Here is a 23338-nt window from a genome sequence, read left to right on the forward strand (position 1 = left end):
GCAAGCTAAAAAAATTGACAATTCTTTTCTTTGAATAACCTATGCTGGATTATTGTGCAAAAATATCCAAATAATATCTGATTATTATTAGAGTATATTGAAACTTTCCGCTGTGAGAAAAGTGCCTGAAATAATCATGTTTCAGGCACTCGGAATTATTGAGACTTTAGGCTCAATAATTAGTCATGGAACTTCTTCGAAGTTCGCTGACGTCCGTACTCACCTAAGGAAAGTTTCTAATTTAATTTGAGTTTCTTTTCCTAAATCTGCACAATCTTACGATAACTCCGAGAGGTGATCCAAAAGACGATTAGGTAGGTGATGAGAAAGACAGCACAGACGCTGAAGGTGACGACGAGGACTTGGCCACTATTGATGACACCGAGCACTTTGAGAATGAGGCGAATCATATGGTAGGCAAAGGCCAGGTGGACAAAGGCAAAGATGAGGGGAAGGAAGAAGACGGTCCGCACTTGACGGTTGATGGTCCGTTTGACCTCGTGTTCATCGAGTCCCACCTGTTGGAGAATGACGAAGCGGTCACGGTCTTCATAGCCTTCAGAAATTTGCTTGTAGTAGATGACGATGACCGTTCCGACCATAAAGATCAATGACAAGAAAATACCGATAAAGAAGATACCACCAAAGAGGCTATTCAATTCTGCCACATCATTGGCCCGGTTCCCCCCATAGACAAATGTTCCTTGGCCCTGTTGGCTACTCAATTCATCGATCATCTTGTCATAACTAGCTGCCAGCTTGAGTTGCTGGTCTTCACCGACATTGACATTGAATCCACCATAGATATTGGTATAGATGGCAAGATTTGGAAATTGGGCGATAAAGGCTGAGAGATCTGGCACGATTAGGTAATTGAAATCCTCCGTCAGCATGTTATACATGTTGGGCAAGTGATCCGTGATAAAATCCTTGGTCACTTCTTCCTTTACTTGGAAGTCTTGGCCATTGATAGTAAACTGCTTTTGGCCTTTGAGAGCCTCGTTATGAGCAAAGAGGATAACTTGGTTGCCAGTCAGATCGGCCTCTTCTCCTGTCATCTGCTCATAGCTAGCTGCGTCAAAGACCATAAAGACGGTTTTGGGAGTGACGCTGCGTTCGTCAGCTGGATAGACCGTAAAGTCTGTGCCCTTTTGGGATTTGATTCCAAAGTTGGCATAGGTCATCAGGTCACGATTCTTGATCTCAAGCTGGTGCTCAGAAGCAAATTCATCAAATTTCTGATTGATTTGCTCCAGGTCTACCCCTTTTCCTTGGACAGAGAAATCATGAGGAGCCATAATTTTCTTGACCATTTCGCCACCAACATAGATGTTGGTCGCAGCAGAGATGGTCACTAGCACCATGGTCGAGAGGATGGCAATAGTCGCAAGTCCCACTGCATTTTTCTTCATGCGATAGATGAGATTAGAGACCGAGATCATATTGTTGGGTTGGTAATAATAGCCCTTCTTTTTCTTAAGCAGGTGCAAGAAGACGGTGATCCCAGCATTAAAGAGCAGGTAGGTTCCGATCATGACCAAGACAACCGCTAGAAAGAAAATCACAATCGCAGACAATGGGTCTTTGACTGACAAAGCCAGGTAGTAGCCAAAACCAAGAGAAACTAAACCCAGGATGGTTTGGGGCCACAAGAAGCGGGATTTCTTTTCACCACTGGCCTTCTCACGCGTCAACTGCAGGGCATTCAAACGGAGAATCCGCCAAGCGTTGAGAAAGACCAAGAGGGCAAAGATGAGACCAAAGGTGACAAAGACCAAGACCACAATCCCAGGTTGGAAGGTGGATACTAGCTGGACCTTCATCTTCATGAGTTTCAAGAGAAAGGCAAAGATCAGCTTGTCAAAGAGAGCCCCAATCAAGACACCAGCTGAGATAGTCACAAAGCCAAACATCAAGAGTTCCTTGAAGATCATGCTGATGAGATGGCGTTTTTCAAGGCCAAGCATGCTGTAGATCCCCAGCTCCTTGGAGCGGTTTTTCATGACGAAGCTATTGGCATAGAGCACAATGATGGCCCCCGCAGCGTTGACCACAAACAGTCCCAAGCCTAGGGTGAAGAGTATAGAAGAGCCCCCACGAAGCTCGTGAATATGGGGATTAAAGGTCAGGGAGTCAAAGAGGTAGGCGATTGTCACTGCGAGAATGACTGCAATCGCAAAGGGATAATAGAGCTTGCGGTTCTTGATCAGATTGGAGCAAGCTAATTTAGTGGTTAATCGAAACATCTACTCCACCTCACTTGCCATGACCGTCAGGGTATCCGAGATTTCTTGGAACATCTGACGCTCTGTCTTTTCTCCGCGGAAGATCTGGTTGTAGAGAATTCCATCCTTGATAAAAAGCACGCGCTTGGCCCGAGCTGCCGCTGCGGTTGAGTGGGTCACCATGAGAATGGTTTGCCCCATGGTGTTGATATCTTCAAAGACATCTAGCAAAGCAGCCGAGGACTTGGAATCCAGCGCCCCTGTTGGCTCATCGGCAAGGAGGATTTCAGGTGAGGTGATGACGGCCCGTGCTACAGCCACCCGTTGTTTTTGACCACCAGAGATTTCGTAAGGGTATTTTTCTAAGAGCTGGTGAATGCCCAACTCTCGACTGACGCTATCGACCTTAGTCATCATTTCCTTGACTGGTCTGCGAGAAAGGACCAAGGGCAGAAGGATATTGTCCTTAACTGACAAGGTGTCGAGCAGATTGAAGTCTTGAAAGACAAAGCCTAGTTTTTCGCGACGGAAGCTCGAAGCGTCCTTGTTCTTGATGGTTGAGGTGTCTATATTATTTAGGTAGACCCGCCCTTCCGTCGGCTGATCCAGCATGGCTAGGATATTGAGAAGGGTCGATTTCCCGGATCCTGATTCCCCCATGATGGCGACGTACTCCCCTTTTTCAACAGTGAAGTGAATATCCTTTAGGGCTTCAACCTGCGTCCCTTGAAAGCGGGTTTTGTAAATTTTTTTGATATGTTGAACGTCTAGTAATGACATGCTTTTCTCCTTTAACTAGTAGATCAAGAAAAATTCTTGGGTTTGTTGTAGGACTTGGCGACCAAATTCCACCTTTTCCAAATCGGTTTTCTTATTTGGTTTTTTAATCTTTTTGGGTTCTTTCATCCATTTCAAGAGTTTCATTTTCTTGACCTCCTTCATTTGATGAGACTATTGTATAAAAAATAAAAGGTGGTCACCATAACCTAACCTTTCATTTTTAAAATTAAATCTTACATTTTTGTCATTTTCAAATAAAAGAGAAGCTTAGGGAGAGAATCATTATTACCGACGAATTCCCCTAATCCATGACCAACTTCTTCTCTTCAAAACGTATAGCAACAGTCGTCCCTTGGCCGACTTGAGACGTCATCTGGAGTTGGTGTCCTAGCTGATCGGCAATCTTTTTAGACAGATAGAGGCCTAGTCCCGAAGATTGCTGGGTCAAATGCCCATTGTAGCCGGAGAATCCCCGCTCAAAGACACGGAGTATATCGCTATCCTTAATTCCAATCCCACTATCTTTCATATAAAGGGTCTGGTCTTTGAAATAGATCTCAATCCCGCCAGTGCTGGTATACTTAAGGCTATTAGACAGCAATTGCTCGATGATGACCAAGAGCCACTTGCGATCGGTAATGACGGCGACATCTAAGTCATGCAGATCCACCGTCAAGCCCTTTTGAATAAAGAAGATGGCATACTTTCGCACGACTTCTTTGATCAGCTCTTCGAGTGGAACACGCTTAAGCACCAAATCATCGTGAAAACTTTCGAGTCTCAGATACTGGAGGACCACATTAGCATAGGAATCAATCTTAAAGAGCTCCTGCTCCATTTGTTGTCTCAGGTCGCTGTCTTCTATATTTTTAACCAAGAGTTGACTGGCCGCAATGGGCGTCTTAATCTGGTGAACCCAGAGGGTATAGTAATCCATCAGATCATTGTAGGTCTCTAGACTCACCGTTGTCTGCTCACGTTGGGCTTGCTGACTGGTTGCTAGTTTCTGACTCAAGACCAGTTCTAGAGGGGTCTCAGGTGGTCCCTCCCCATAGAGCACTTCCTTACGACAGGCCTGATATCCAGCCACTGCATCCCAAATGACCAGAAGAAGACTCAAAAAAGCCAAAATTCCTGTCAGGTAAAGGAGAAAATTGCGGTAGCCTTCGAATATATAGGCAAACAAGACCAGGGATGAAAGGAGTAAACCAATCAAATAGAGATAGCGACGGTGAGAAATCAGATAGTGTTTGACAAATAAGAATCGATTATCCATTGCTCAACCCGTATCCTATCCCTTTTTTCGTTTCGATAAAATGTTCCAGTCCTGCTTCTTCGAGTTTCTTCCGAAGTCTAGCTACATTGACCGAGAGGGTGTTATCATCAATAAAGAAATCACTGTTCCACAATTCCTTCATTAAATCATCCCGAGCCACTACACTTCCAGCTTTTTCAAAAAGGATGCGAAGAATTTGAAATTCATTTTTGGTCAAATTAACCACCTCTCCCTCGTAGACCAGATCCATGGATTTGAGATTGAGGATGGCGCCCCGGTGTTCTAACAAATCTTGATCAGTTCCAAACTCATAAGAGCGGCGAAGGAGACCCTGAATTTTTGCCAGAAGGACATTGGGATCAAATGGCTTGGTCACATAGTCATCTCCTCCCATATTGATAGCCATGACGATGTCCATAGCTTGATCTCGTGAGGATAAAAACATGATAGGGACCTTAGATACCTTACGAATCTCCTGGCACCAATGGTAGCCATTATAAAGAGGAAGGCCAATATCCATCAGAATCAGATGAGGATTGGTCTGGACGAAGGTGCCCAATACATCCATAAAGTCATCAACTGCAATAACTTCAAAGCCCCACTGCTCCATGATTTTCTTCACTTGTTGGCGAATGGTTTCATCATCTTCGACAAGAAGAATTTTATGCATGCTCTTTCCTGCTCTTTCTTACTAGAGTATTACCCTTTCATTATATCAAATTATCCAAGGAGCATACATATTTTTCGCCATCTCAACTTACAGGTAACTCCTTTCGTCAATTTCCTATTTTTATGGAGGGGCCTTTCAGGTATTTTATGCTATACTGAACATACAGATACAAAGGAGAATCTCATGTCCACGATTTTTGATTATCTAGACTATGTCGCCTATGATTCCATCTACGATCGCCCTTTTAAGGAACTCGATGTTCTGGCACTGACAGAGCTGACCTATCTTCCTTTTGATCGGATCGTGCCCCAAGGGGATACGACCAATATTGAAGTCCGCTTATCTGATGCAGTAGAGCTAGTCGATCGAACCACAGATTTCATCGTGACAGACCAACACCTGCAATTAGTCGATGACTTAGCTAGTTCAAAGCGTTTTAAAAACATCAAACTCCTCAACTATGTCAACGAATATGACCCCGATGTTCAGAAGCAGTTTGCGGCTATGACCTATCGTCTTACCATGGATGTTTATTTAGTTGTCTTCAGAGGGACGGATGACACCTTGATCGGCTGGAAGGAAGACTTCCATATGACCTATATGGACCATGTCCCAGCTCAGAGGCGCGCAGCCAGCTACCTACAAAACGTCATGAAGGAATTTCCTAAAGGGCGCTTCTTAGTAGCCGGTCACTCCAAAGGGGGCAATCTCGCAACCTATGCCTGCTCCTACCTTCCTGATCAGCTGTCCGAACAAGTCCATGCCATTTACTGTTACGACGCTCCAGGTCTCAACAAGTCCATTATCAAAACAGAGGGATACCAACGAATCGCACACCTCATTCATCGCTTTGTCCCACAAGGATCCATCGTCGGCATGATGCTGGAAGTCCCAGAGCCTACTACGATTGTTAAAAGTCGAGCCTTTGGTGGCTTTGCCCAGCATGACGCCTTTACTTGGATGGTTGAAAAGGATGGATTTGTGACACTAGATCAAACCAATCCCGATAGCCAGCAGACCGTCGAGACCCTAAAACAGTGGGTTCGCGAAACATCGGCGGATGAGCGCAAGAAGTTCTTTGATACCTTTTTTGGCATTTTTCTGGACGCAGGCATCACTTCAATTAATGATTTGAGGAACTTGAAAAATTTCTCCAAGATCAAAGACATCTTTCAAAGTGCTCAAGACCTAGATCCTACAGAAAGGGAAATGCTGGAACGTCTAGCCAAGCAACTCATCGACACCCGTGTCCAAGCTTGGAAAAAATGGCAAACAGTTCCCCGTATCCTGGTTCAAATGGCTGCATTTTTCAAGCGAAAACAAGCAGTCGAGTCCTCCTCACCTCTGCTTCTTGAGCACAAAGATTGACAATTTCAACTCTATTTTATGAAATGGAACAATATCGTTTACATCGAATGGTGTAAACGAATTTTTTATAGAAAGAGAATGAATTAAAGCAAAACAAAGCCCAGGAAAGCATATTTCCTGGGTTTTGAATGTAGACCAAACTGCTTTTTACATAAAATAGCTAAATGATTCTTCAAAAGAATGACTTCTATTTTTAAATTTATTTAAGTAGAATTAAAACTTTCCGCAGTGAGAAAAGTGCCTGAAACACAGTTGTTTCAGGCACTCGGAATTATTGAGACCTTAGGCTCAATAATTAGTCATGGAACTTCGAAGAAGTTCGCTGACGTCCGTACTCACCTAAGGAAAGTTTTAAAGAAGCTTTTTCTTCAATCTTAAACCCAGGAAAACATATTTCCTGGGTTTTTCGCTTCTTATTGACGATAGAAGTATTGATCCGCTGGATAGTTTCCAGCTGATTGGGTAACAACTAAGCGAGGTTTGCTCTTATCTGACTGGTCTCCATCAGGATTTTCAAAACCAATCTTAAAGAGGCCAACAGCTACTCCTGTTTCTCCCACACGTAGGTCTACATAAGGGACTTTACTTGTCTTATCAGAGTTCGGGACTGCTTTTAATCTTCCTTGGCCTTTCACAGTTCCATCTTCTTGGATGACCATCTCTTGGCCTTTGGCATTGCGCCATGTCCCTGCCAGACTTGAGAAGTCTCCACTATTGATAGCCGCAATATCGAGGTCTGCTTCCTTCTTAGGCTCTGGGTAGGCTTCCCACCACTTGTCCTGGTAGGCTTGGAAGGAGGCTTGATGGTAGAAGATACGTCTCAACGGTGAAACGACGCCATCAGGACCTTGAACATTTTCAGGAATCAAGGTGATAACCAATTCTTGACCAGGACTTGCTCCGGTTGTCCCAGCTTGGACAAAGTAAACCTGATAGGTCGCGCCTGCTTTCTTAGGTTTCTTATCTTTATTGAGGACAAATTGGACATTGGTGGCTCCACTCCAGAAGCTCCATCCATTGTCCTTATCAGAGTAGATAGAAGGAAAGACAGTAGTCCGGTGATTGTAATAATCTTCTGGACTATATCCATACAACTTAAAGCCTGAATCTGCAATCTGTTGTTCAATAGATTCATTAGAATAACTTCCTGAGAAGGTTGTCAAATCTCCATCCAGTACTGCGTCATCTGGATTCGTCGACTTGAAGAAATCCTTCCGATTGGCAAAGACCATTTCGTGATCCGGATCTTTGTCTGACATGGTGACCGTAATGAGGGGATCCTTATCTGATTGGTATTTAAAGATACGCACAGTGACGGTAAAATCAGTATTCCCATCAGACTTTTTCATCTGACTAGTAGAAACTTTATTGGCTCCTTCTACTTTGAAATTCGTTGAGAAAGTTGCTGATACAGGACCATCTTCTGTCTCATAATCAATCTTCCAAGATTTCCCATCTTTTTGAATCTTGGCCTTATCACGCGCGCTAGAGACATATTCACCAGACAAATCGATGGCTTTTTCCTTAGATGAGGACGAGGTCTTCGAGGTCTGGTTGAACTCTTTTTGATGATCCAGTTGGATATTGGAGCTAGAGTAGAGATAGACTCCACCAATTAGAACCACTGCACTCACAAAAGCGATGATCATCCAAAGATATTTCTTATCTAACTTTTTGATCATTTCAATACCTCCTTGGAATGGTAGTTACCTATTAGTATACCTCAAATTCTATTTAAAGCAAACTTTGACCGAATTTCATAAACTTTTTATCGTTTTTCGATACTTTTTTATTGACTATTTTTTTATAAGGAGTATACTATAAGTAAATAATAAATAAACTTTCAGGAGGCTTGCGATGAAAAACTCGAAAACCCTAAAAAATATCATTGAAGTCTTAACGGCTTTCATTTACTTCTGTGGCTTTATGACCGTGGTAGCACTGGTCATCCACCTTCTTTCACGGATGGGTGTGTTTAAGGATCTCGTTCAATCTGGGCGCTTGTCCTTTGAGGTGAATGGCATCCAGCTTTTCCCAAAACATCTGCAACCCCTATGGCAGTTGCTCTTCCCACTAGCCTCAAGTGCTATTTATATTCTTCTTCTCATCACCATTCGTAGCTTCCTCCAAAATCTCTACCAAGAAAAGATCTTTTCTCACTCCAACATTGATCTTTGCAACCGAGCTTGGAAGATCTTATTGGTCTTGTCCTTTATGTCTGGTACACTTGAAACCAGTGGCGACGTTTATCTCCTTCCCTTTACCTTCCAATTGACCTTTAATACGGGACTCCTCCTCGCTGTCCCAATTGTCTGGGTGCTTGGCAAGATTTTAGAGAGAGGGATTGCGATCGCCGAAGAAAACGAGCTGACTATTTAAGGAGGGTACCATGATTATCGTCAATCTAGATGTCATGCTAGCCAAGCGAAAGATGAAATCCAACGAACTAGCTGACAAAATCGGCATCACTACCGCCAACCTCTCCATCCTCAAGACAGGCAAGGCCAAAGCCATCCGCTTCACCACCCTTGAAGCCATCTGCAAAGAACTGGACTGCCAACCAGGAGATATTCTGGAATACAGGCCAGATGAATAGGAAATATCTTAAGAAAAGTAATTGGAGACTTTCCTTAGGTGAGGACGGACGGTAGCGAATCCCTCTGGGATTCCATACCTAAAATTTGAGCCTACTGTCTCAAAACTTCCGAGAGTCTGAAATGAAATCTTTCAGGCTCTTTTCTCACTGATGAAAACTATAGCGATACAACAAAAGCACTCCCACGGGGAGTGCTTTTAGTATACAATCATCAGTTTAGCCAATGATGCTTCCATTTGGTACAGATGGATCAACGGTCAAGACCGTTAATTGATCCCCGTGTTCTGCGGAAAGAATCATGCCTTGGCTGACATATTTTTTCATCATCTTGCGTGGTTTGAGGTTAGCCACGATTTGAAGTTTTTTGCCGACCAATTCTTGTTCATTTGGATAGAATTGAGCGATACCAGAGAGGATTTGACGGTCTTCGCCATCTCCTGCATCTAGGCGGAAGCGAAGCAATTTGTCAGATCCTTCGACGCGTTCAACTTCTTTGACCTCTGCTACACGGATTTCGACCTTGTCAAAGTCTTCAAATTTGATCTCATCTTTTTCAGACTTGAGTTCCACTTCTTCTGGAATCCATTCTTTTTCTTCTGTTTTACCAGCAGTCATTTGAAATTGGATGTAGGCAATTTCTTCATCCATATCCAGGCGAGGGAAGATTGGAGTTCCTTTGGCAACTACTGTGACATTTTCAGGGAAGCCTGCTAGGGTCAAGTTCTCAAGATCGAAGTCCAAGCCCAAGCCAAGTTGTTCCATAATGGCATTTGAGGTGTTCATCATGAATGGTTGGATGAGGTGAGCTACGACACGAAGGCTAGCTGCCAAGTGAGCCATGACCGCTGCCAATTGTTCCTTGTCACCATCTTCTTTAGCAAGGACCCATGGAGCTGTCTCGTCGATGTATTTATTGGTGCGAGAGATGATATTCCACACTGCTTCCAAAGCGCGTGGGTAATCAACCGCATTCATTTGCTTATGGTATTCAGCAATGTTTTCTTCAACTACCTTAGCCAAATCTGCATCAAACGCAGTGACATTTTCGACATAGGCTGGAACTTGACCACCAAAGTACTTGTTGATCATCGCTACCGTCCGGTTAAGGAGGTTACCAAGGTCATTGGCCAATTCATAGTTGATGCGGGCTACATAGTCTTCTGGTGTGAAGGTACCATCTGAACCAACTGGCAGACTACGCATGAGGTAGTAACGGAGCGGATCCAAGCCAAAGCGTTCTACCAACATTTCTGGGTAGATGACATTTCCTTTAGACTTAGACATCTTACCGTCTTTCATGACAAACCAACCATGGGCAATCAAGCGGTCTGGCAATTTGATATCGAGCATCATGAGAAGGATTGGCCAGTAGATAGAGTGGAAACGAAGAATGTCTTTTCCAACCATGTGGAAGACCGTTCCGTTCCAGAACTTGTCAAAGTTGCCATGCTCATCTTGGCCATAACCAAGTGCCGTCACATAGTTGAGAAGGGCGTCAATCCATACATAGACCACGTGTTTTGGATTGGATGGAACTGGGACTCCCCAGGTAAAGGTTGTCCGAGATACCGCCAAGTCTTCCAAACCTGGCTCGATGAAGTTTTTCAACATTTCGTTCAGACGGCCATCTGGAGTGATGAAATCAGGTTGGGATTTAAAAAATTCGACCAAGCGGTCTTGGTATTTGCTGAGGCGAAGGAAATAAGATTCTTCAGAAACCCATTCTACTTCATGGCCTGACGGGGCTACCCCACCGACGACCTTACCATTCTCATCACGGTAAACCTCAGCCAATTGGCTTTCTGTAAAGAACTCTTCATCAGAGACTGAATACCAACCAGAGTATTCACCCAGGTAGATGTCATCTTGAGCCAGTAAGCGTTCGAAGACTTGGGCCACCACTTTTTCATGGTAATCGTCAGTCGTACGGATGAATTTATCGTATGAGATATCGAGTAATTGCCAGAGTTCTTTCACTCCAACCGCCATCCCATCTACATAAGCTTGTGGCGTAATCCCAGCTTCTTCTGCTTTTTGCTGGATCTTTTGCCCGTGCTCATCGAGACCAGTCAGGTAGAAAACATCGTAGTTCATCATGCGTTTGTAACGCGCCAAGACGTCACAGGCAATGGTTGTATAAGCTGAACCAATATGCAATTTACCAGATGGGTAATAGATAGGGGTTGTGATGTAGAATGATTTTGTCATTTTCTTTTCCTTTCAAGGCTAATGAAACCTTATGTACTAACACTTCATTATATCATTTTTAGGAGGGCCTGAAAACCAAAAATCAGCTAGAGGACTAGACAAGATAAACAAAAAAGCTGACCGAAGTCAGCTTTCTATTGTTGATAACGAATCCTGCTAGACTTGCCTCGCTTTGGCATTTCTAGGCTCGGGATAAAAATATCCACTGGATAAGCCTCGCTTTTTCGTTTTCAGGCTCGGGATAAAAATATCCACTGGATATTTTTATTTTCCAAGATAGTATTCTTTTACTACGTTCAATTTTTCGTCAAATTCGAATACCAATGGTGGGAAGTTAGGAATTTCCACATCCATGATTTCGTCGTCTGACAATTGTTTGATGTGTTTTACAAGGGCACGAATTGAGTTACCGTGTGCTCCTACGAATACGTTTTTACCATCTTTAAGAGCTGGAGCGATTTTATCTTCCCAGAATGGAAGGGCACGTTCCAAAGTCACTTTCAAGTTTTCAGCATCTGGAATCACTGAATCGTCAAGTGAAGCGTAACGACGGTCAGTGTGAGCTGAGTGCTCATCATCGCGATCCATTGCAGGAGGCAATACATCGTATGAACGACGCCAGATGTGAACTTGCTCATCACCAAATTGTTCAGCAGCTTCAGCTTTGTTTTTACCAGTCAATCCACCGTAGTGACGTTCGTTCAAGCGCCATGATTTTTCAACTGGAACCCACAATTGGTCAGAAGCTTCAAGAGCCAAGTTAGTTGTTTTAATCGCACGTTTCAATACTGAAGTATAAGCTTGGTCAAATTCGATACCAGCTTCTTTGATCAATTTACCAGCGTCGATCGCTTGTTGTGTACCTTTTTCAGACAAATCAACATCAGCCCAACCAGTGAAAAGGTTAGCTTTATTCCATTCAGACTCACCGTGGCGAGCAAAAACCAATTTTACCATTAGATGGATCTCCTTTTTATTCTCCGAGGTTTCCCCCCGTTTATCTATTTTATTCTACTAGATTTTCAGTAAAAAATCTAGTGGCGACCATAGAAAAGTGCAATTTCTCACAAAAAAAGTCTGAACGGAGATTTAGTGAAATTATATCAATTCTTTTTCATGGACATTTACATTTTTCACTCATCAGCTTCTAAATCTTTCCTCTCTATCTTTTTCCGCAAACCATACCAAACAAAAAAACCTCTAACAAGAGGTTTGCTTATAATTGCTTCTTCTGACACTCTGGACAGATTCCATAAACGGTGGTTTGGCACTTGGTAATGATGTAGCCACTTTTTTCTCTCGCTTCTGCTCTCACGTCTGGAACTTCGATGTCAACATCGTCAATCTTCCCACAAGACTCGCAAATCAGATTCAAATGATCGTGTCCCATAAAATCAAAGTAGGTCGTGGTATCATTGCGTACTTTTATCTCAGAGACAAAGCCTTCATCAATGAGGACCTTGAGATTGTTATAAACGGTTGCCAGGCTCATATTGGGAAAGGCTGGTTTTAAATCTTGGTAGATGGCATCCGCACTTGGATGTTCCTGGCTTTTGACAAGATAGGAAAGGACCGCTCGACGCGTCTCTGTAATCCGTACAGATTTTTCACGCAAGTGTTGCAATACATCTTCTACTTTTTGTTGTTGAACGGAATCAAGTGTTAAACAAGCTAGCATGGTCTTCCCCCTTTCTGTCTCTTCTTTAAAACTATTATATCACGAATGCCAAATTTTGCCTAATTAGAATGTTTGTAAATAAGAAAAGAGGCTTGGACAAAAGTCCTAGCCTCTCAATTATCTTTAGATTGTCGAGCAAGACGCAGTGGTTGAGCGGGCTCTACTACGCTGATTTCATCAGCTTTTACAGCCCTACTCAACTGTGCGGAGGTGGGACGACGAAATCGAATTCTAACGAATGACCGATTTCTGTCCCACTCTCTTTTGTATTCTATTCTTAACTTCCCCAATTAAGGATCCATCTCATGGTTCCTAGTAAAAATTTAACAAAGAGGAACATAAAGAAGAGTTCCACAATAAACCAGAGACCTTTCAATAGATAAATAATTGGTTTAATCATGAGTAGAACAAAGATTCCAAAAATCCATCTCATGGCCCACCCTCCATTTCTCACTTTTTTCTATTATACTCCTATTTATAGGCCCTGTCTAGAAAGGACTCCAATACAAAAAGTTCCCTCTAGCAAGCTAGAAGGAACTTTCGTAATCACAATTATTTAACTGCGTCTTTAAGAGCTTTACCAGCTTTGAATGCTGGAACTTTAGAAGCAGCGATTTTGATTTCTTTACCAGTTTGTGGGTTGCGACCTTTACGAGCTGCACGTTCACGAACTTCGAAGTTACCGAAACCGATCAATTGAACTTTTTCACCTTTTGAAAGGTATTCTGAAACAGCTGCAAATACAGCGTCAACTGCTGCTGCTGAGTCTTTTTTAGTCAATTCTGTAGCTTCTGCCACTTTTGCGATCAAATCTTGTTTGTTAGCCATTTAACAAATCCTCCAAATTTTTTTAGGTTTTACCCTTAACATCTCTATCATATCTAAAAAATGCTTTTAGGTCAAGTACTAAACCTGTTTTTATAAACTTTTATGTAGGAATAAATTCCTTTATTGACGGGCTTCTATGCAAATCGGACAAGAACTGCCCAAGCATCTTCACCAGTGTGGGTTTGAATGATCGAACCTGTTTCCAAAACAGAGATTGGAGTTGCAACCAAAGGCTGTAATTGCGCCTTCATTTCGTTAGCAAAGTCAGGTCCACCAGCATAGGAAATTCCTATCTCAGCGATTTCTTTACCGGATAAGTCTTGCATCAACTCGTCCAACCATTTTTTAAAGGTTTTCTGTCCGCGTCCTTTGACAATCGGTTGCAGTTCATCGTTCTTCATTTCCATGACGACCCGAATATTCAAAAGTGAACTCAATAAACCAGTTACGCGTCCAATCCGGCCTCCTTTAACCAGGTTTTCCAAAGTAGAAACCCCAATATAGAGTCTAGTATTTTGCTTGACCTCTTCAATGCGAGCTACAATTTCCTCTACGCTAGCACCTTCTTGAGCCAGTTTCGCCGCTTCGACCACTTGGAATTTCATGGCTTGGTCCGTAAAGCTACTATCGATAACTGTTACATCTGCATTGGCTAAGGTAGCTCCTTGACGTGCAGCTTCCACTGTACCAGATAAGGCATGAGACATATGGATTGCAATAATTTGCGCCCCTTCTTGAGCCAATCCTTCGAAGATTTCCGCAAACACACCTACTGGAGGTTGGCTAGTCTTTGGAAGGTTTTTACTGGATTTCATCAACTGAAGGAACTCACCTTCGGTTAATTCCGCATCTGAGTAGAGAACACCGTCCACCATAACAGAGAGGGGAACGATGGTAATTCCGTATTTTTCAACAACTTCAGGCTCAATCGTTACGGATGAGTCTGTAACAATTTTTACTTGTGACATAACATTCCTACAATCTTTTCTTAGATATATCCATTCTATTATATCAAATTTTCTAGGCTTTTGTGGGACAAAGTCCTTTTTGCTTAATCATCGATGGCTGCAAATCCATCATTAACCAAAGCAACATCGGCCCTCATTCCATTTTCATCAAAGAGAATACCATGGAGGACACCACCATAAACAGCTCCACCATCCATGCCAATCTTCCCATCTTCGGTCACCCAGAGTTCTTTGGTTCCAATCTTTTGATCCAAGAGATAGTGGACAGGGGTATGGCCAAAAACAATGGTCTTTCCTGTCTGATTGCTTGCTTCATGGAAGGGCTGGCGAATCCAGACCTTTTGGTAATCTGTCGTTTCATGCCAATCAGTTAGAGTCAAGTCAATCCCAGCATGAACGAAAATATAGTGTTCTGTTTCATAAACAAAAGGAAGCGAACGGATGAAAGTGACGAGGTCCCCACAAGTCTCTTGCACGCGCCGAGCATCCTCTACTCCATCTACTGGAGCCGTGAGGGGACGACCAAGCAGAGAGTTGATCGTGGTATCACCACCATTTCGTCGGTAATGGTCATAGCGTTCAATCGGGTTATCGATCCAGGCTAAAAACATGTATTCGTGGTTACCAGAGAGGCAGATTGCCCCTTGATGGTCGACAAAATCTTTGACCAGTTCGATAACTCTACGACTATCTTCCCCACGGTCTATCAAATCTCCGAGAAAAACCAGCCGGGACTGACCATCCCAATGGGTCATCAGTTCCTCCAACATGCCTGCTTTTCCATGAATATCTCCCACTACGAAATAGCTTCCCATATCGGTTCCTTTCTTCTTAGGTTGGCCGTTTTAGCAATTGCTCCGCCTGCAGGCGGGCTGCTTCTGTCACATCTTCACCAGCAAGCATCTTGGCTACTTCTTCTACCCGCTCTTCATGACTGAGCAAGCGAACAGTCGAAACTGTTGAAAATTCATCACTCACCTTTTCGATAAAGAATTGGTAATCGGCTACTGCAATTACCTGAGGCAAATGAGAGATGGCTAGCACCTGACCAAAACGTCCAATTTTATAGATCTTAGAAGCAATGGCTTGAGCGACCCGACCAGATACCCCTGTATCCACCTCGTCAAAGACGATACTGGTCTTGCCTTCTTTTCGAGAAAAGGCGGACTTGATGGCCAACATAAGACGGGACAATTCACCACCTGAGGCTACTTTTACCAAAGGCTTAAAGTCCTCTCCAGGGTTGGTCGAAATATAAAATTCAACTGTTTCGTTTCCTTCCCGATTAAACTTAGATGGAGTAAAACGCACTTGGAAACGGGCTTTTTCCATGTAGAGATCCGCCAATTCCTGCTGAATTTCTGCTTCCAGCTCTTGAGCTAAGGCATGGCGCCCTTGACTCAGTTCCTTGGCCAAGGCAACCAGCTGGCCTTCCATAGACTTGAGTTCCTTCTCTAAGTCTTCAGAAGAGGTTCCAGCTCCTGTTAACAGGCTATATTCCTTACTGATTTGCTCCAAATAATCAAGGACATCTTTTACCTGACCGCCGTACTTACGCGTAATTGAGTGGATCAGGTCTAATCGAGCTTCTACCTGCATCAAACGGTTGCCGTCAAAGTCCAAGCCATCTACCAGATCCTCCAAGCGTTTGGTCAGATCTTCCAGAGTATAGTAGGTCTCAGCCATTTGATCAGACAAGATCTTGTAGTCCGGATCATACTCCTCGATGCTTTGCAGATCATTCATGGCCGATCGAACATTGCTAAGACTGGAGAAGTCTTCTGCATCCAGCATAGCGTAGGCATTGCTTAGGGTATCCGCAATCATCTTATGATTGAGTAGGCGTTGCCGTTCCTGCTCTAACTGGACATCTTCATCCAGGGACAAGGCAGCTGCCTCGATTTCCGAAATTTGGTATTCCAGCATTTCGATTCGAGCTTGGTTTTCCTGGTTGTTTTTTTGGATCTGCAAGACCTGCTTGCGCAAGGACTTATAATTCTCAAAGGTCTCTCTGTAGGCCTTCTTGGTTGCAAAAAAAGCATCCTCCCCAAAGCTATCCAGCATAGCGATATGCAATGGAGCCCGCATCAGTTCTTCCTGATCGTGCTGACCATGAATATCTACCAAATGCTGACCAACGGCCTTGAGGACAGAGAGGTTGACCATCTGCCCATTGATCCGACTGACACTCCGGCCATTCTGGAAAATTTCTCTGCGAATAATCAACTCCTCTGCCCATTCTAAGCCCTGCTCCTCAAATAACTGCTGAAGAGCACGGTTTTCATCAATCGCAAAGAGGCCTTCAATCTCAGCCTTAGGAGCACCGTGGCGGATGACATCAGTCGTCGCCCGGCTCCCCAGCATCATATTCATAGCATCGATAATGATGGATTTTCCTGCACCAGTTTCACCGGTTAAAACCGTCATCCCCGTCTCAAAATTCAGAGCGATTTCTTCAATGATGGCAAAGTTTTTAATTGAAATTTCTAATAGCATCTCTCTCCTACCATTCCATCAATCGTTGTTCGATAAACTGTGCCTTTTCTTCCGAGCGGGCCACAATGAAAATACTATTGTCGTCTGAAATCATACTAAAGATGATGTCATCGAAATCTTCCTGTAGATGGCGCTTGACTAAATAGGCTGTCCCTGGGACAAGCTTGAGGGTCAGAAAACTCCCCATGCGTTCAAAAGATTGAAGATTATTTTCTGCTAATTTTCCACTATGTTGGACACGTGGCAATTCATAGACATAGGCTGAACCTTTTAATGGCGTTTTAATAATGCCCAACTCTTTAATATCACGGGAAACAGTCGCTTGTGTCGCAGAAATTCCCGCTTCCCTCAGATGTTCGACAATTGCATCCTGAGTGCCGACTTTATTTTCTCGGATAAAGCGTCGTATTTTTTCTAATCGGTTTTGTTTACTATTCATGTTTAAAATCAGTGTGGGCTTTGTCGACGACAGCTACAAACTCTTGCTGATCGAGACGATTTTGCCCGGTATTTTTTTCTAAATAAAGTAAAAATTCAATATTGCCATGGCCCCCTTGAATCGGAGAATAATCCACTCCCAAGACGGAGAAGCCATGTTCTATCGCAAAGCCTTGAACCTGTTCCAAGACGGACAGATGGACCTTGGCATCCTTGATAATCCCATTTTTTCCAATCTGCTCCCGACCAGCTTCAAACTGGGGTTTGACTAGAGCGACCACCTGGCCTCCTTCTTGCAAAATCCCATGAAGAGCAGGCAAGATAAGGTTGAGGGAAATAAAACTAACATCAATACTAGCAAAACTTGGTCTTTGCTCAAAATCTTCAGACGTCGCATAACGAAAGTTGAACTGCTCCATCGAGATGACACGAGGATCCTGACGGAGTTTCCAAGCCAACTGATTGGTCCCTACATCCACTGCATAGACCAAGGCAGCTCCATTTTGGAGCATGACATCCGTAAAGCCCCCTGTTGAGGCACCAATATCTAGCGTGATCTTGTCCTGCAAGTCAATCTCAAAAAGGGCCAAGGCCTTTTCTAACTTGAGACCACCGCGACTGACATATTTGAGTTTTTCACCCTTGAGTTTTAATTCAGTCGCTTCATCAATTTTTTCACCTGGTTTATCGAAGCGCTCGCCATTATGGACCGCAACGACCAAACCAGCCATCACACCGCGTTTGGCCTGCTCCCGGGTTTCAAATAGTCCCTGCTTGTAGGCCAGTACGTCAACTCTTTCCTTGACCATGAATTCTCAGTCTTTCTATTATGTTCTTGATTCCAGTCCCTTCGAAGGAAACTTGATTAGAAATGCGATCGAGCAAGTCCTCACAGGCATCCAACTCTCGATCCAAATAAGCCTGAGCTCCATCTAGACCAAGTAGCGCAGGATAGGTCGACTTTTCTGCCTGCAGGTCCTTCTGAGGGGTTTTTCCTAAAGAGGCAAAATCGGCTGTCACATCCAAAATATCATCCCGAATCTGAAAGGCCAAGCCTAAATGGAGGCCAATTTCCTCTAAGAGAGTCGCAACAGCTGGCTCAAGCTCTAAGAGGATCCCCGTAGCTTGGAAAGGATATGCTAGCAGTCGTCCCGTCTTATTGGCATGGATGACTTGCAACTGGTCCAAGTTCAGGCTCGCTCCTTCCCCTTCCATATCCAAGACTTGGCCTGCCACCATCCCAGCTGTCCCTGAAGCATCCGATAATAAGGCAATCAGTTGCACCCGAATAGAAGCTGGAAGGTCCGCTTCTGCCACACAGCCAAAGGCATCCAAGAAAAGCGAGTCTCCTGCTAAGATGGCTAGGTCTTCCCCAAATTTTTTGTGGTTGGTCAATTGACCACGACGGTAATCATCATTATCCATCGCTGGCAGATCATCATGAATCAAGCTTCCTGTATGAATCATTTCAAGAGCGGCTGCCACCTGAAAATGAGCCTCAAGGATTGGAGCATGAAAGGCCTCCAGCAACTCCAATAAGAGCAAAGGACGAATCCGTTTGCCCCCTGCATGGACTGAATAAAGGATGGATTCTACCAAGCGGGGAGCGATTTGTTTGGCCTCATAGAAGCCTTCAATCGCTTTTTCAACCCCTTGCAGTTTTTCTTCTAGAATCATACCAGTTCCGTTTCTGAACCATCTGCTTGCATCACCTTGACCAAGGTCTTTTCAGCCTGATCTAGCGTTTCTTGCAACTCTTTTGATAGCTTCATTCCTTTCTGAAACTCTGAGATGGCCTCTTCGAGGGGCACTTGCCCACTTTCCAATTTTTGGACAATAGCTTCCAAATCAGCTAAATTTTCTTCAAATTTCTTTTCTTTCGACATGCTTTACCTCTACTTCTACTTGCCCATCCCGCATGACTAGCGTCAAGGCATCCTTTTCTTTGATTGTATCTACACTATCCAGAACATGATCTCCAACCTGCACCAAGGCGTAGCCTCTAGCCACGATGCGACTGGTATCTAACATCAAGAGAGCCTCTGATAGGCGCTTGGCATCTGCTGCTTTTGTCTGGTAGAGCTCCTTGATTTTCAAGGTCATCAATCGCTCCATTTGGAGAATCTGGTCTCGATAGCGCTCAAGTTGATGCTGGGGCGCTTGAGAAGCCAATCGATGGCGGAGTTCTTGTAACTGGTGGCTATTTCTGGTAACTGACTCTGACACAGCCTGTTTCAGTCGCAACTGAATCTGATCTATTTTTTGCAGATAAGAATCATACAGCCGCTCTGGTTGACGGAAGATGACCGATTGGCTTAGTTTTTGCAGTCGCTCCCGATTATATACTAGGCGGTTGCGCATAGCAGTTGCCATCCGCCCTTCCTGCTTCTGCAAATGATTGAGTAGGTCCAACTTGGTCACAGGCGTCGCTAGCTCAGCCGCAGCTGTAGGAGTGGCTGCCCGCCGATCTGCTACAAAGTCTGCCAGAGTGGTGTCTGTCTCATGTCCCACACTGGAAATAATGGGAATTCTAGACTCAAAAATAGCCCGCACAACTGGCTCTTCATTAAAGGCCCATAGGTCCTCGATGGACCCACCACCACGACCGATGATCAAGACATCTAGGTCCATCCGAGCATTGGCCTTCTGGATATTGGCAACAATTTCTTGAGCTGCCCCCTCTCCTTGTACCTTGGTTGGAAAAAGGAGAATCTCCACGCCAGGAAAACGCCGAGTGACAGTCGTAATAATATCGCGAATAACAGCCCCACTCTGACTGGTAATGACCCCAATTTTATTGGAGAACTGGGGAATGGCCTGTTTGAACTTCTCTTGAAAGAGACCTTCTTCCTGAAGTTTCTTTTTCAACTGCTCGAACTGAATGGCTAAAGCGCCCACACCATCTGGCTCCGCCTTTTCGATGACAATGGAATAACTACCACTTGGCTCATAAAGTTGGATTCGACCAATAACATTGATCTTCATGCCTTCTTCTAGCTCAAAACCAAAACTCTTATAGATCCCCGCCCAAACAGTCGCCTGAATCACAGCCTTTTCATCCTTTAGAGAGAAATACTGATGGTTTGGGCGCTTACGGAAGTTAGAAACTTGGCCCGTCAAATAGACCCGCTCCAAATAGGGGTCCTTATCAAATTTTAACTTGAGGTATTTGGTCAGACTGGATACCGATAAATACTCTGACATGGTTCCCCTTTCATACGGAAAATTCTAGTATAAATTATACCAAAAATAAGCGGAAAAAGCTGATTCTACCTACGGAAAAAGCCCCAGATTTCATGATCTGAAGCTCCTATTCTATCGACTTTTCCTATTGGCTAATTTTTTTCATCCATTTGGGAATTTCTTTACTAATCGCTGTCGGCAAAACCACGTAGACTTCCTCGCTCAAGTCTTCAGAAATAGCCGAATGAAGGTGAGTAGCCACCACCACGCGCTCATAGAGTCCAACCTGTGGAAATTGGCCTGCAAATCCTGCAATCATGCCTGCCAAGGTATCGCCCATACCTCCAGTTGCCTGGTAAGGTCCCCCAACTGTTAGTTGGTAATAGTCTGGTTGTCCTTGTTGCCAAATCTTGGTCTGAGGTCCCTTTTGAACTAAGATAGATCCTTCTGGAAGTTTTCCCACAGCCATTTGTGTCCTATCTTCTCCTTGTTCCCCAATTGCTAGACCTGACATCGCCTCCCATTCTTTCTGATGAGGAGTAAAAACCAACTGAGCTTGAGGAAGAGGCAACGCTAAGCGAGTATAGATACTAATTGCTCCGCCATCTAGAATCAACACTTGGTGAGACTGAACCCTGTCAAAAACTAACTGTACAAGGTGTGTCCCTAGATCATTGTCCTTGAGGCCTGGCCCCAATAAAATAACGCCTGCTTTTGCGATTTGATCAGCCAATAATTCTTGGTCAGTCACAGCAAATGCCATGGCTTCGGGTAGCTGACTATGGAGTGCATAGATGTTCTCCTGATCTGTCGCAACCGTTACCAGACCCGCTCCACTCTCCACAGCTGCCAAAGCAGACATCATAATCGCTCCCCCATATGGGTAGGTTCCTCCAATCAAGAGAAGACGACCATAGTCACCCTTGTAGGAGTCTGACTGACGACTAACAATAACTTGTTGCAGCAATGTTTGGTCAACTCTTAACATAAGCTTTCCTTCTTTCTTCCTCTATTTTATCACGTTTAGACTAAAAAAAGGCAGGAAAGTAAGTTCCAACCTTCAAAATTTTTTCTAATCTGTCTATCGCTCCAAACACTGTCCCGACTTCATCCAAGCTGGTTTATTTTTTCAAAGCCCGAACAGCTGCTTCATAGGTCTGAGTCATAAGCATGGTAATGGTCATAGGACCCACTCCACCAGGAACAGGCGTAATATGGCTAGCAAGTGGTGCCACGGTATCGTAGTCGACATCTCCACAGAGCTTCCCATTTTCATCGCGATTCATACCAACATCAATGACGACAGCTCCCTCTTTGACAAAGTCAGCTGTGACAAATTTGGCACGGCCGATAGCCACCACCAGGATATCTGCCTTTCTTGCAATCTTTGCTAGATGATGGGTCCGTGAATGGGTCAAGGTTACCGTAGCATTCTTAGCTAATAGAAGCTGGGCCATGGGTTTTCCAACAATATTGGAGCGACCAATAACGACTGCACTTTTTCCCTCAACATCGATATCGTATTCCCGGAACATTTCCATAATCCCCGCAGGAGTTGAGGGAACCATGACTGGATTTCCCGCCCAAAGATGGCCCATATTAAGGGGGTGGAAGCCGTCGACATCCTTATTGGGATCAATGGCTAGCAAGACAGCCTCATCGTCGATATGTGCTGGTAGAGGCAACTGGACCAAAATTCCATGCCAGAGCGGTTCCTGATTGTAGCGGTCAATAAGTGCCAAGAGTTCCTCTTGTGTAGTAGCCTCTGGTAAGCGGACCACCTCGCTACGAAAACCAGCAGCAAGAGCAGAGCGTTCTTTATTTCGTACGTAGACCTGACTAGCTGGGTTTTCTCCCACTAAAATCACAACTAAACCAGGTACCTCCCCTGTTTCCTCTTTTAAACGTGCTGTCTTTTCAGCTAATTCTCCCTGTAATTTTACTGCCAAGGCCTTCCCATCAATCACATGTGTCATCTCAATCTCTTTTCTATTCAATATCTTCTCTATTATATCAGATTTGTGAACCTGCTCCTAACACTTCTTGATTAGACAAGGTTATAGGAAGAAACTATAACAGTTTTATTCCAACAAAAAAGAGAGTGGGACAGAAATCGGTCATTCGTTAGAATTCGATTTCGTCGTCCCACCTCCGCACAGTTGAGTAGGGCTATAAAAGCTGATGAAATTAGCGTAGTAGAGCCCACTCAACCACTGCGTCTTGCTCGACAATCCAAAGACAATTTAGAGGCTAGGACTTTTGTCCCAGCCTCTTGATTGATACTTCTTAGTACAACAATTCGTAGATTTCCATTGCGATTAAGTCAATGCTATCGAATGTATAGGTCTCACGAGCTTCTACATCACGAAGAGTAAATACTGATCCATTTTCTTCATCATAGTTGTAAGCTACTTCAGCAACTACAACCCCTTCACGTTCAAAATTACGTTTTAAGTTTCCACCGTCTTTCGTCATCGCTTCCAAACGGCTGATAATTCGTACCAAATGTGATTCCATTTTGATTCTCCTATTTACTTTCTACTCTCCTATTTTATCATAAAAGAAGGAGGAAATTCCAATAAAAATCAACTTTTCCGCTTTTTTCCTCTTTATTCCATGCCTAA

25 protein-coding genes are annotated in these 23338 nt (G+C 43.9%); 3 read left to right on the top strand and 22 right to left on the bottom strand.

Annotated features, from left to right (window positions below; translation table 11 throughout):
• Nucleotides 1-260: 260 nt before the first annotated feature.
• The 5 genes from EAI95_RS04225 to EAI95_RS04240 form a co-directional block, all read right to left on the bottom strand.
• Nucleotides 261-2246, bottom strand: a complete 1986-nt coding sequence (locus EAI95_RS04225; RefSeq protein ID WP_129822287.1) for an ABC transporter permease — start codon at nucleotides 2244-2246, stop codon at nucleotides 261-263.
• Nucleotides 2247-3005: an ABC transporter ATP-binding protein gene (locus tag EAI95_RS04230; protein WP_125329676.1), complete on the bottom strand. Its 759-nt coding sequence runs from the start codon at nucleotides 3003-3005 to the stop codon at nucleotides 2247-2249. It abuts the gene before it with no gap.
• Between the two features lie 15 nt (nucleotides 3006-3020).
• Complete coding sequence (locus EAI95_RS10090) at nucleotides 3021-3149, bottom strand: hypothetical protein (RefSeq protein ID WP_257721762.1); 129 nt, start codon at nucleotides 3147-3149, stop codon at nucleotides 3021-3023.
• A 157-nt stretch (nucleotides 3150-3306) separates the two neighbouring features.
• Nucleotides 3307-4281: a sensor histidine kinase gene (locus EAI95_RS04235; RefSeq protein WP_129822288.1), complete on the bottom strand. Its 975-nt coding sequence runs from the start codon at nucleotides 4279-4281 to the stop codon at nucleotides 3307-3309.
• Nucleotides 4274-4951 (bottom strand): response regulator transcription factor, encoded by a 678-nt coding sequence (locus tag EAI95_RS04240; protein ID WP_006596753.1) that lies wholly within the window; start codon nucleotides 4949-4951, stop codon nucleotides 4274-4276. The genes EAI95_RS04235 and EAI95_RS04240 overlap by 8 nt, the downstream gene beginning before the upstream one ends.
• Before the next feature lie 183 nt (nucleotides 4952-5134).
• On the opposite strand from EAI95_RS04240, the gene EAI95_RS04245 reads away from it, so the two are divergent.
• The gene (locus EAI95_RS04245) at nucleotides 5135-6319 is read left to right on the top strand and encodes a DUF2974 domain-containing protein (RefSeq protein WP_129822289.1); all 1185 of its coding nucleotides are present in this window, start codon (nucleotides 5135-5137) and stop codon (nucleotides 6317-6319) included.
• A 413-nt stretch (nucleotides 6320-6732) separates the two neighbouring features.
• Here the strand turns inward: EAI95_RS04245 and EAI95_RS04250 are convergent, their stop codons facing one another.
• Nucleotides 6733-8001, bottom strand: a complete 1269-nt coding sequence (locus EAI95_RS04250; protein ID WP_129822290.1) for a DUF6287 domain-containing protein — start codon at nucleotides 7999-8001, stop codon at nucleotides 6733-6735.
• Between the two features lie 175 nt (nucleotides 8002-8176).
• On the opposite strand from EAI95_RS04250, the gene EAI95_RS04255 reads away from it, so the two are divergent.
• Nucleotides 8177-8698 (top strand): DUF2975 domain-containing protein, encoded by a 522-nt coding sequence (locus EAI95_RS04255; protein ID WP_129822291.1) that lies wholly within the window; start codon nucleotides 8177-8179, stop codon nucleotides 8696-8698.
• Nucleotides 8699-8708: 10 nt separating this feature from the next.
• On the top strand, nucleotides 8709-8915 hold the full coding sequence (locus tag EAI95_RS04260; RefSeq protein WP_003006064.1) for a helix-turn-helix transcriptional regulator: 207 nt from the start codon (nucleotides 8709-8711) through the stop codon (nucleotides 8913-8915).
• A 216-nt stretch (nucleotides 8916-9131) separates the two neighbouring features.
• Here the strand turns inward: EAI95_RS04260 and metG are convergent, their stop codons facing one another.
• From metG to EAI95_RS04345, 16 genes are all read right to left on the bottom strand, one after another.
• Complete coding sequence (gene metG / locus EAI95_RS04265; protein ID WP_129822292.1) at nucleotides 9132-11123, bottom strand: methionine--tRNA ligase; 1992 nt, start codon at nucleotides 11121-11123, stop codon at nucleotides 9132-9134.
• 264 nt (nucleotides 11124-11387) lie between these two features.
• Nucleotides 11388-12080, bottom strand: a complete 693-nt coding sequence (locus EAI95_RS04270; protein ID WP_003012031.1) for a phosphoglycerate mutase — start codon at nucleotides 12078-12080, stop codon at nucleotides 11388-11390.
• A 259-nt stretch (nucleotides 12081-12339) separates the two neighbouring features.
• The gene (locus EAI95_RS04275) at nucleotides 12340-12801 is read right to left on the bottom strand and encodes a Fur family transcriptional regulator (protein WP_023022509.1); all 462 of its coding nucleotides are present in this window, start codon (nucleotides 12799-12801) and stop codon (nucleotides 12340-12342) included.
• 277 nt (nucleotides 12802-13078) lie between these two features.
• Nucleotides 13079-13234 (bottom strand): hypothetical protein, encoded by a 156-nt coding sequence (locus tag EAI95_RS09965; protein ID WP_023022508.1) that lies wholly within the window; start codon nucleotides 13232-13234, stop codon nucleotides 13079-13081.
• Nucleotides 13235-13353: 119 nt separating this feature from the next.
• Entirely contained in the window at nucleotides 13354-13629 is a 276-nt protein-coding gene (locus EAI95_RS04285) for an HU family DNA-binding protein (protein WP_006596762.1), read from the bottom strand.
• A 134-nt stretch (nucleotides 13630-13763) separates the two neighbouring features.
• Nucleotides 13764-14597, bottom strand: a complete 834-nt coding sequence (locus EAI95_RS04290) for a DegV family protein (RefSeq protein WP_129822293.1) — start codon at nucleotides 14595-14597, stop codon at nucleotides 13764-13766.
• Between the two features lie 83 nt (nucleotides 14598-14680).
• Entirely contained in the window at nucleotides 14681-15412 is a 732-nt protein-coding gene (locus EAI95_RS04295; protein WP_129822294.1) for a metallophosphoesterase, read from the bottom strand.
• Between the two features lie 16 nt (nucleotides 15413-15428).
• Nucleotides 15429-17093, bottom strand: a complete 1665-nt coding sequence (gene recN, locus EAI95_RS04300) for a DNA repair protein RecN (RefSeq protein WP_129822295.1) — start codon at nucleotides 17091-17093, stop codon at nucleotides 15429-15431.
• Between the two features lie 7 nt (nucleotides 17094-17100).
• Complete coding sequence (locus tag EAI95_RS04305) at nucleotides 17101-17532, bottom strand: arginine repressor (protein WP_023022501.1); 432 nt, start codon at nucleotides 17530-17532, stop codon at nucleotides 17101-17103.
• On the bottom strand, nucleotides 17525-18340 hold the full coding sequence (locus tag EAI95_RS04310; protein ID WP_023022499.1) for a TlyA family RNA methyltransferase: 816 nt from the start codon (nucleotides 18338-18340) through the stop codon (nucleotides 17525-17527). Before EAI95_RS04310 ends, EAI95_RS04305 begins: the two co-directional genes overlap by 8 nt.
• Complete coding sequence (locus EAI95_RS04315; RefSeq protein ID WP_023022497.1) at nucleotides 18321-19208, bottom strand: polyprenyl synthetase family protein; 888 nt, start codon at nucleotides 19206-19208, stop codon at nucleotides 18321-18323. Before EAI95_RS04315 ends, EAI95_RS04310 begins: the two co-directional genes overlap by 20 nt.
• A complete protein-coding gene (locus EAI95_RS04320; RefSeq protein ID WP_023022495.1) occupies nucleotides 19205-19417 on the bottom strand; it encodes an exodeoxyribonuclease VII small subunit in 213 nt (70 codons plus the stop codon). The genes EAI95_RS04315 and EAI95_RS04320 overlap by 4 nt, the downstream gene beginning before the upstream one ends.
• Nucleotides 19395-20735, bottom strand: coding sequence for an exodeoxyribonuclease VII large subunit (gene xseA / locus EAI95_RS04325; protein WP_023022493.1), 1341 nt, complete (start codon nucleotides 20733-20735; stop codon nucleotides 19395-19397). The genes EAI95_RS04320 and xseA overlap by 23 nt, the downstream gene beginning before the upstream one ends.
• A gap of 124 nt (nucleotides 20736-20859) precedes the next feature.
• The gene (locus EAI95_RS04330) at nucleotides 20860-21702 is read right to left on the bottom strand and encodes an NAD(P)H-hydrate dehydratase (protein WP_023022491.1); all 843 of its coding nucleotides are present in this window, start codon (nucleotides 21700-21702) and stop codon (nucleotides 20860-20862) included.
• 133 nt (nucleotides 21703-21835) lie between these two features.
• Entirely contained in the window at nucleotides 21836-22690 is an 855-nt protein-coding gene (locus tag EAI95_RS04335; RefSeq protein ID WP_023022489.1) for a bifunctional methylenetetrahydrofolate dehydrogenase/methenyltetrahydrofolate cyclohydrolase, read from the bottom strand.
• 310 nt (nucleotides 22691-23000) lie between these two features.
• Nucleotides 23001-23231: a DUF1797 family protein gene (locus tag EAI95_RS04345; protein ID WP_006596773.1), complete on the bottom strand. Its 231-nt coding sequence runs from the start codon at nucleotides 23229-23231 to the stop codon at nucleotides 23001-23003.
• Between the last annotated feature and the right edge of the window lie 107 nt (nucleotides 23232-23338).

It is taken from the genome of Streptococcus sp. bf_0095 (assembly GCF_004166885.1).
Taxonomy (GTDB): Bacteria; Bacillota; Bacilli; order Lactobacillales; family Streptococcaceae; genus Streptococcus.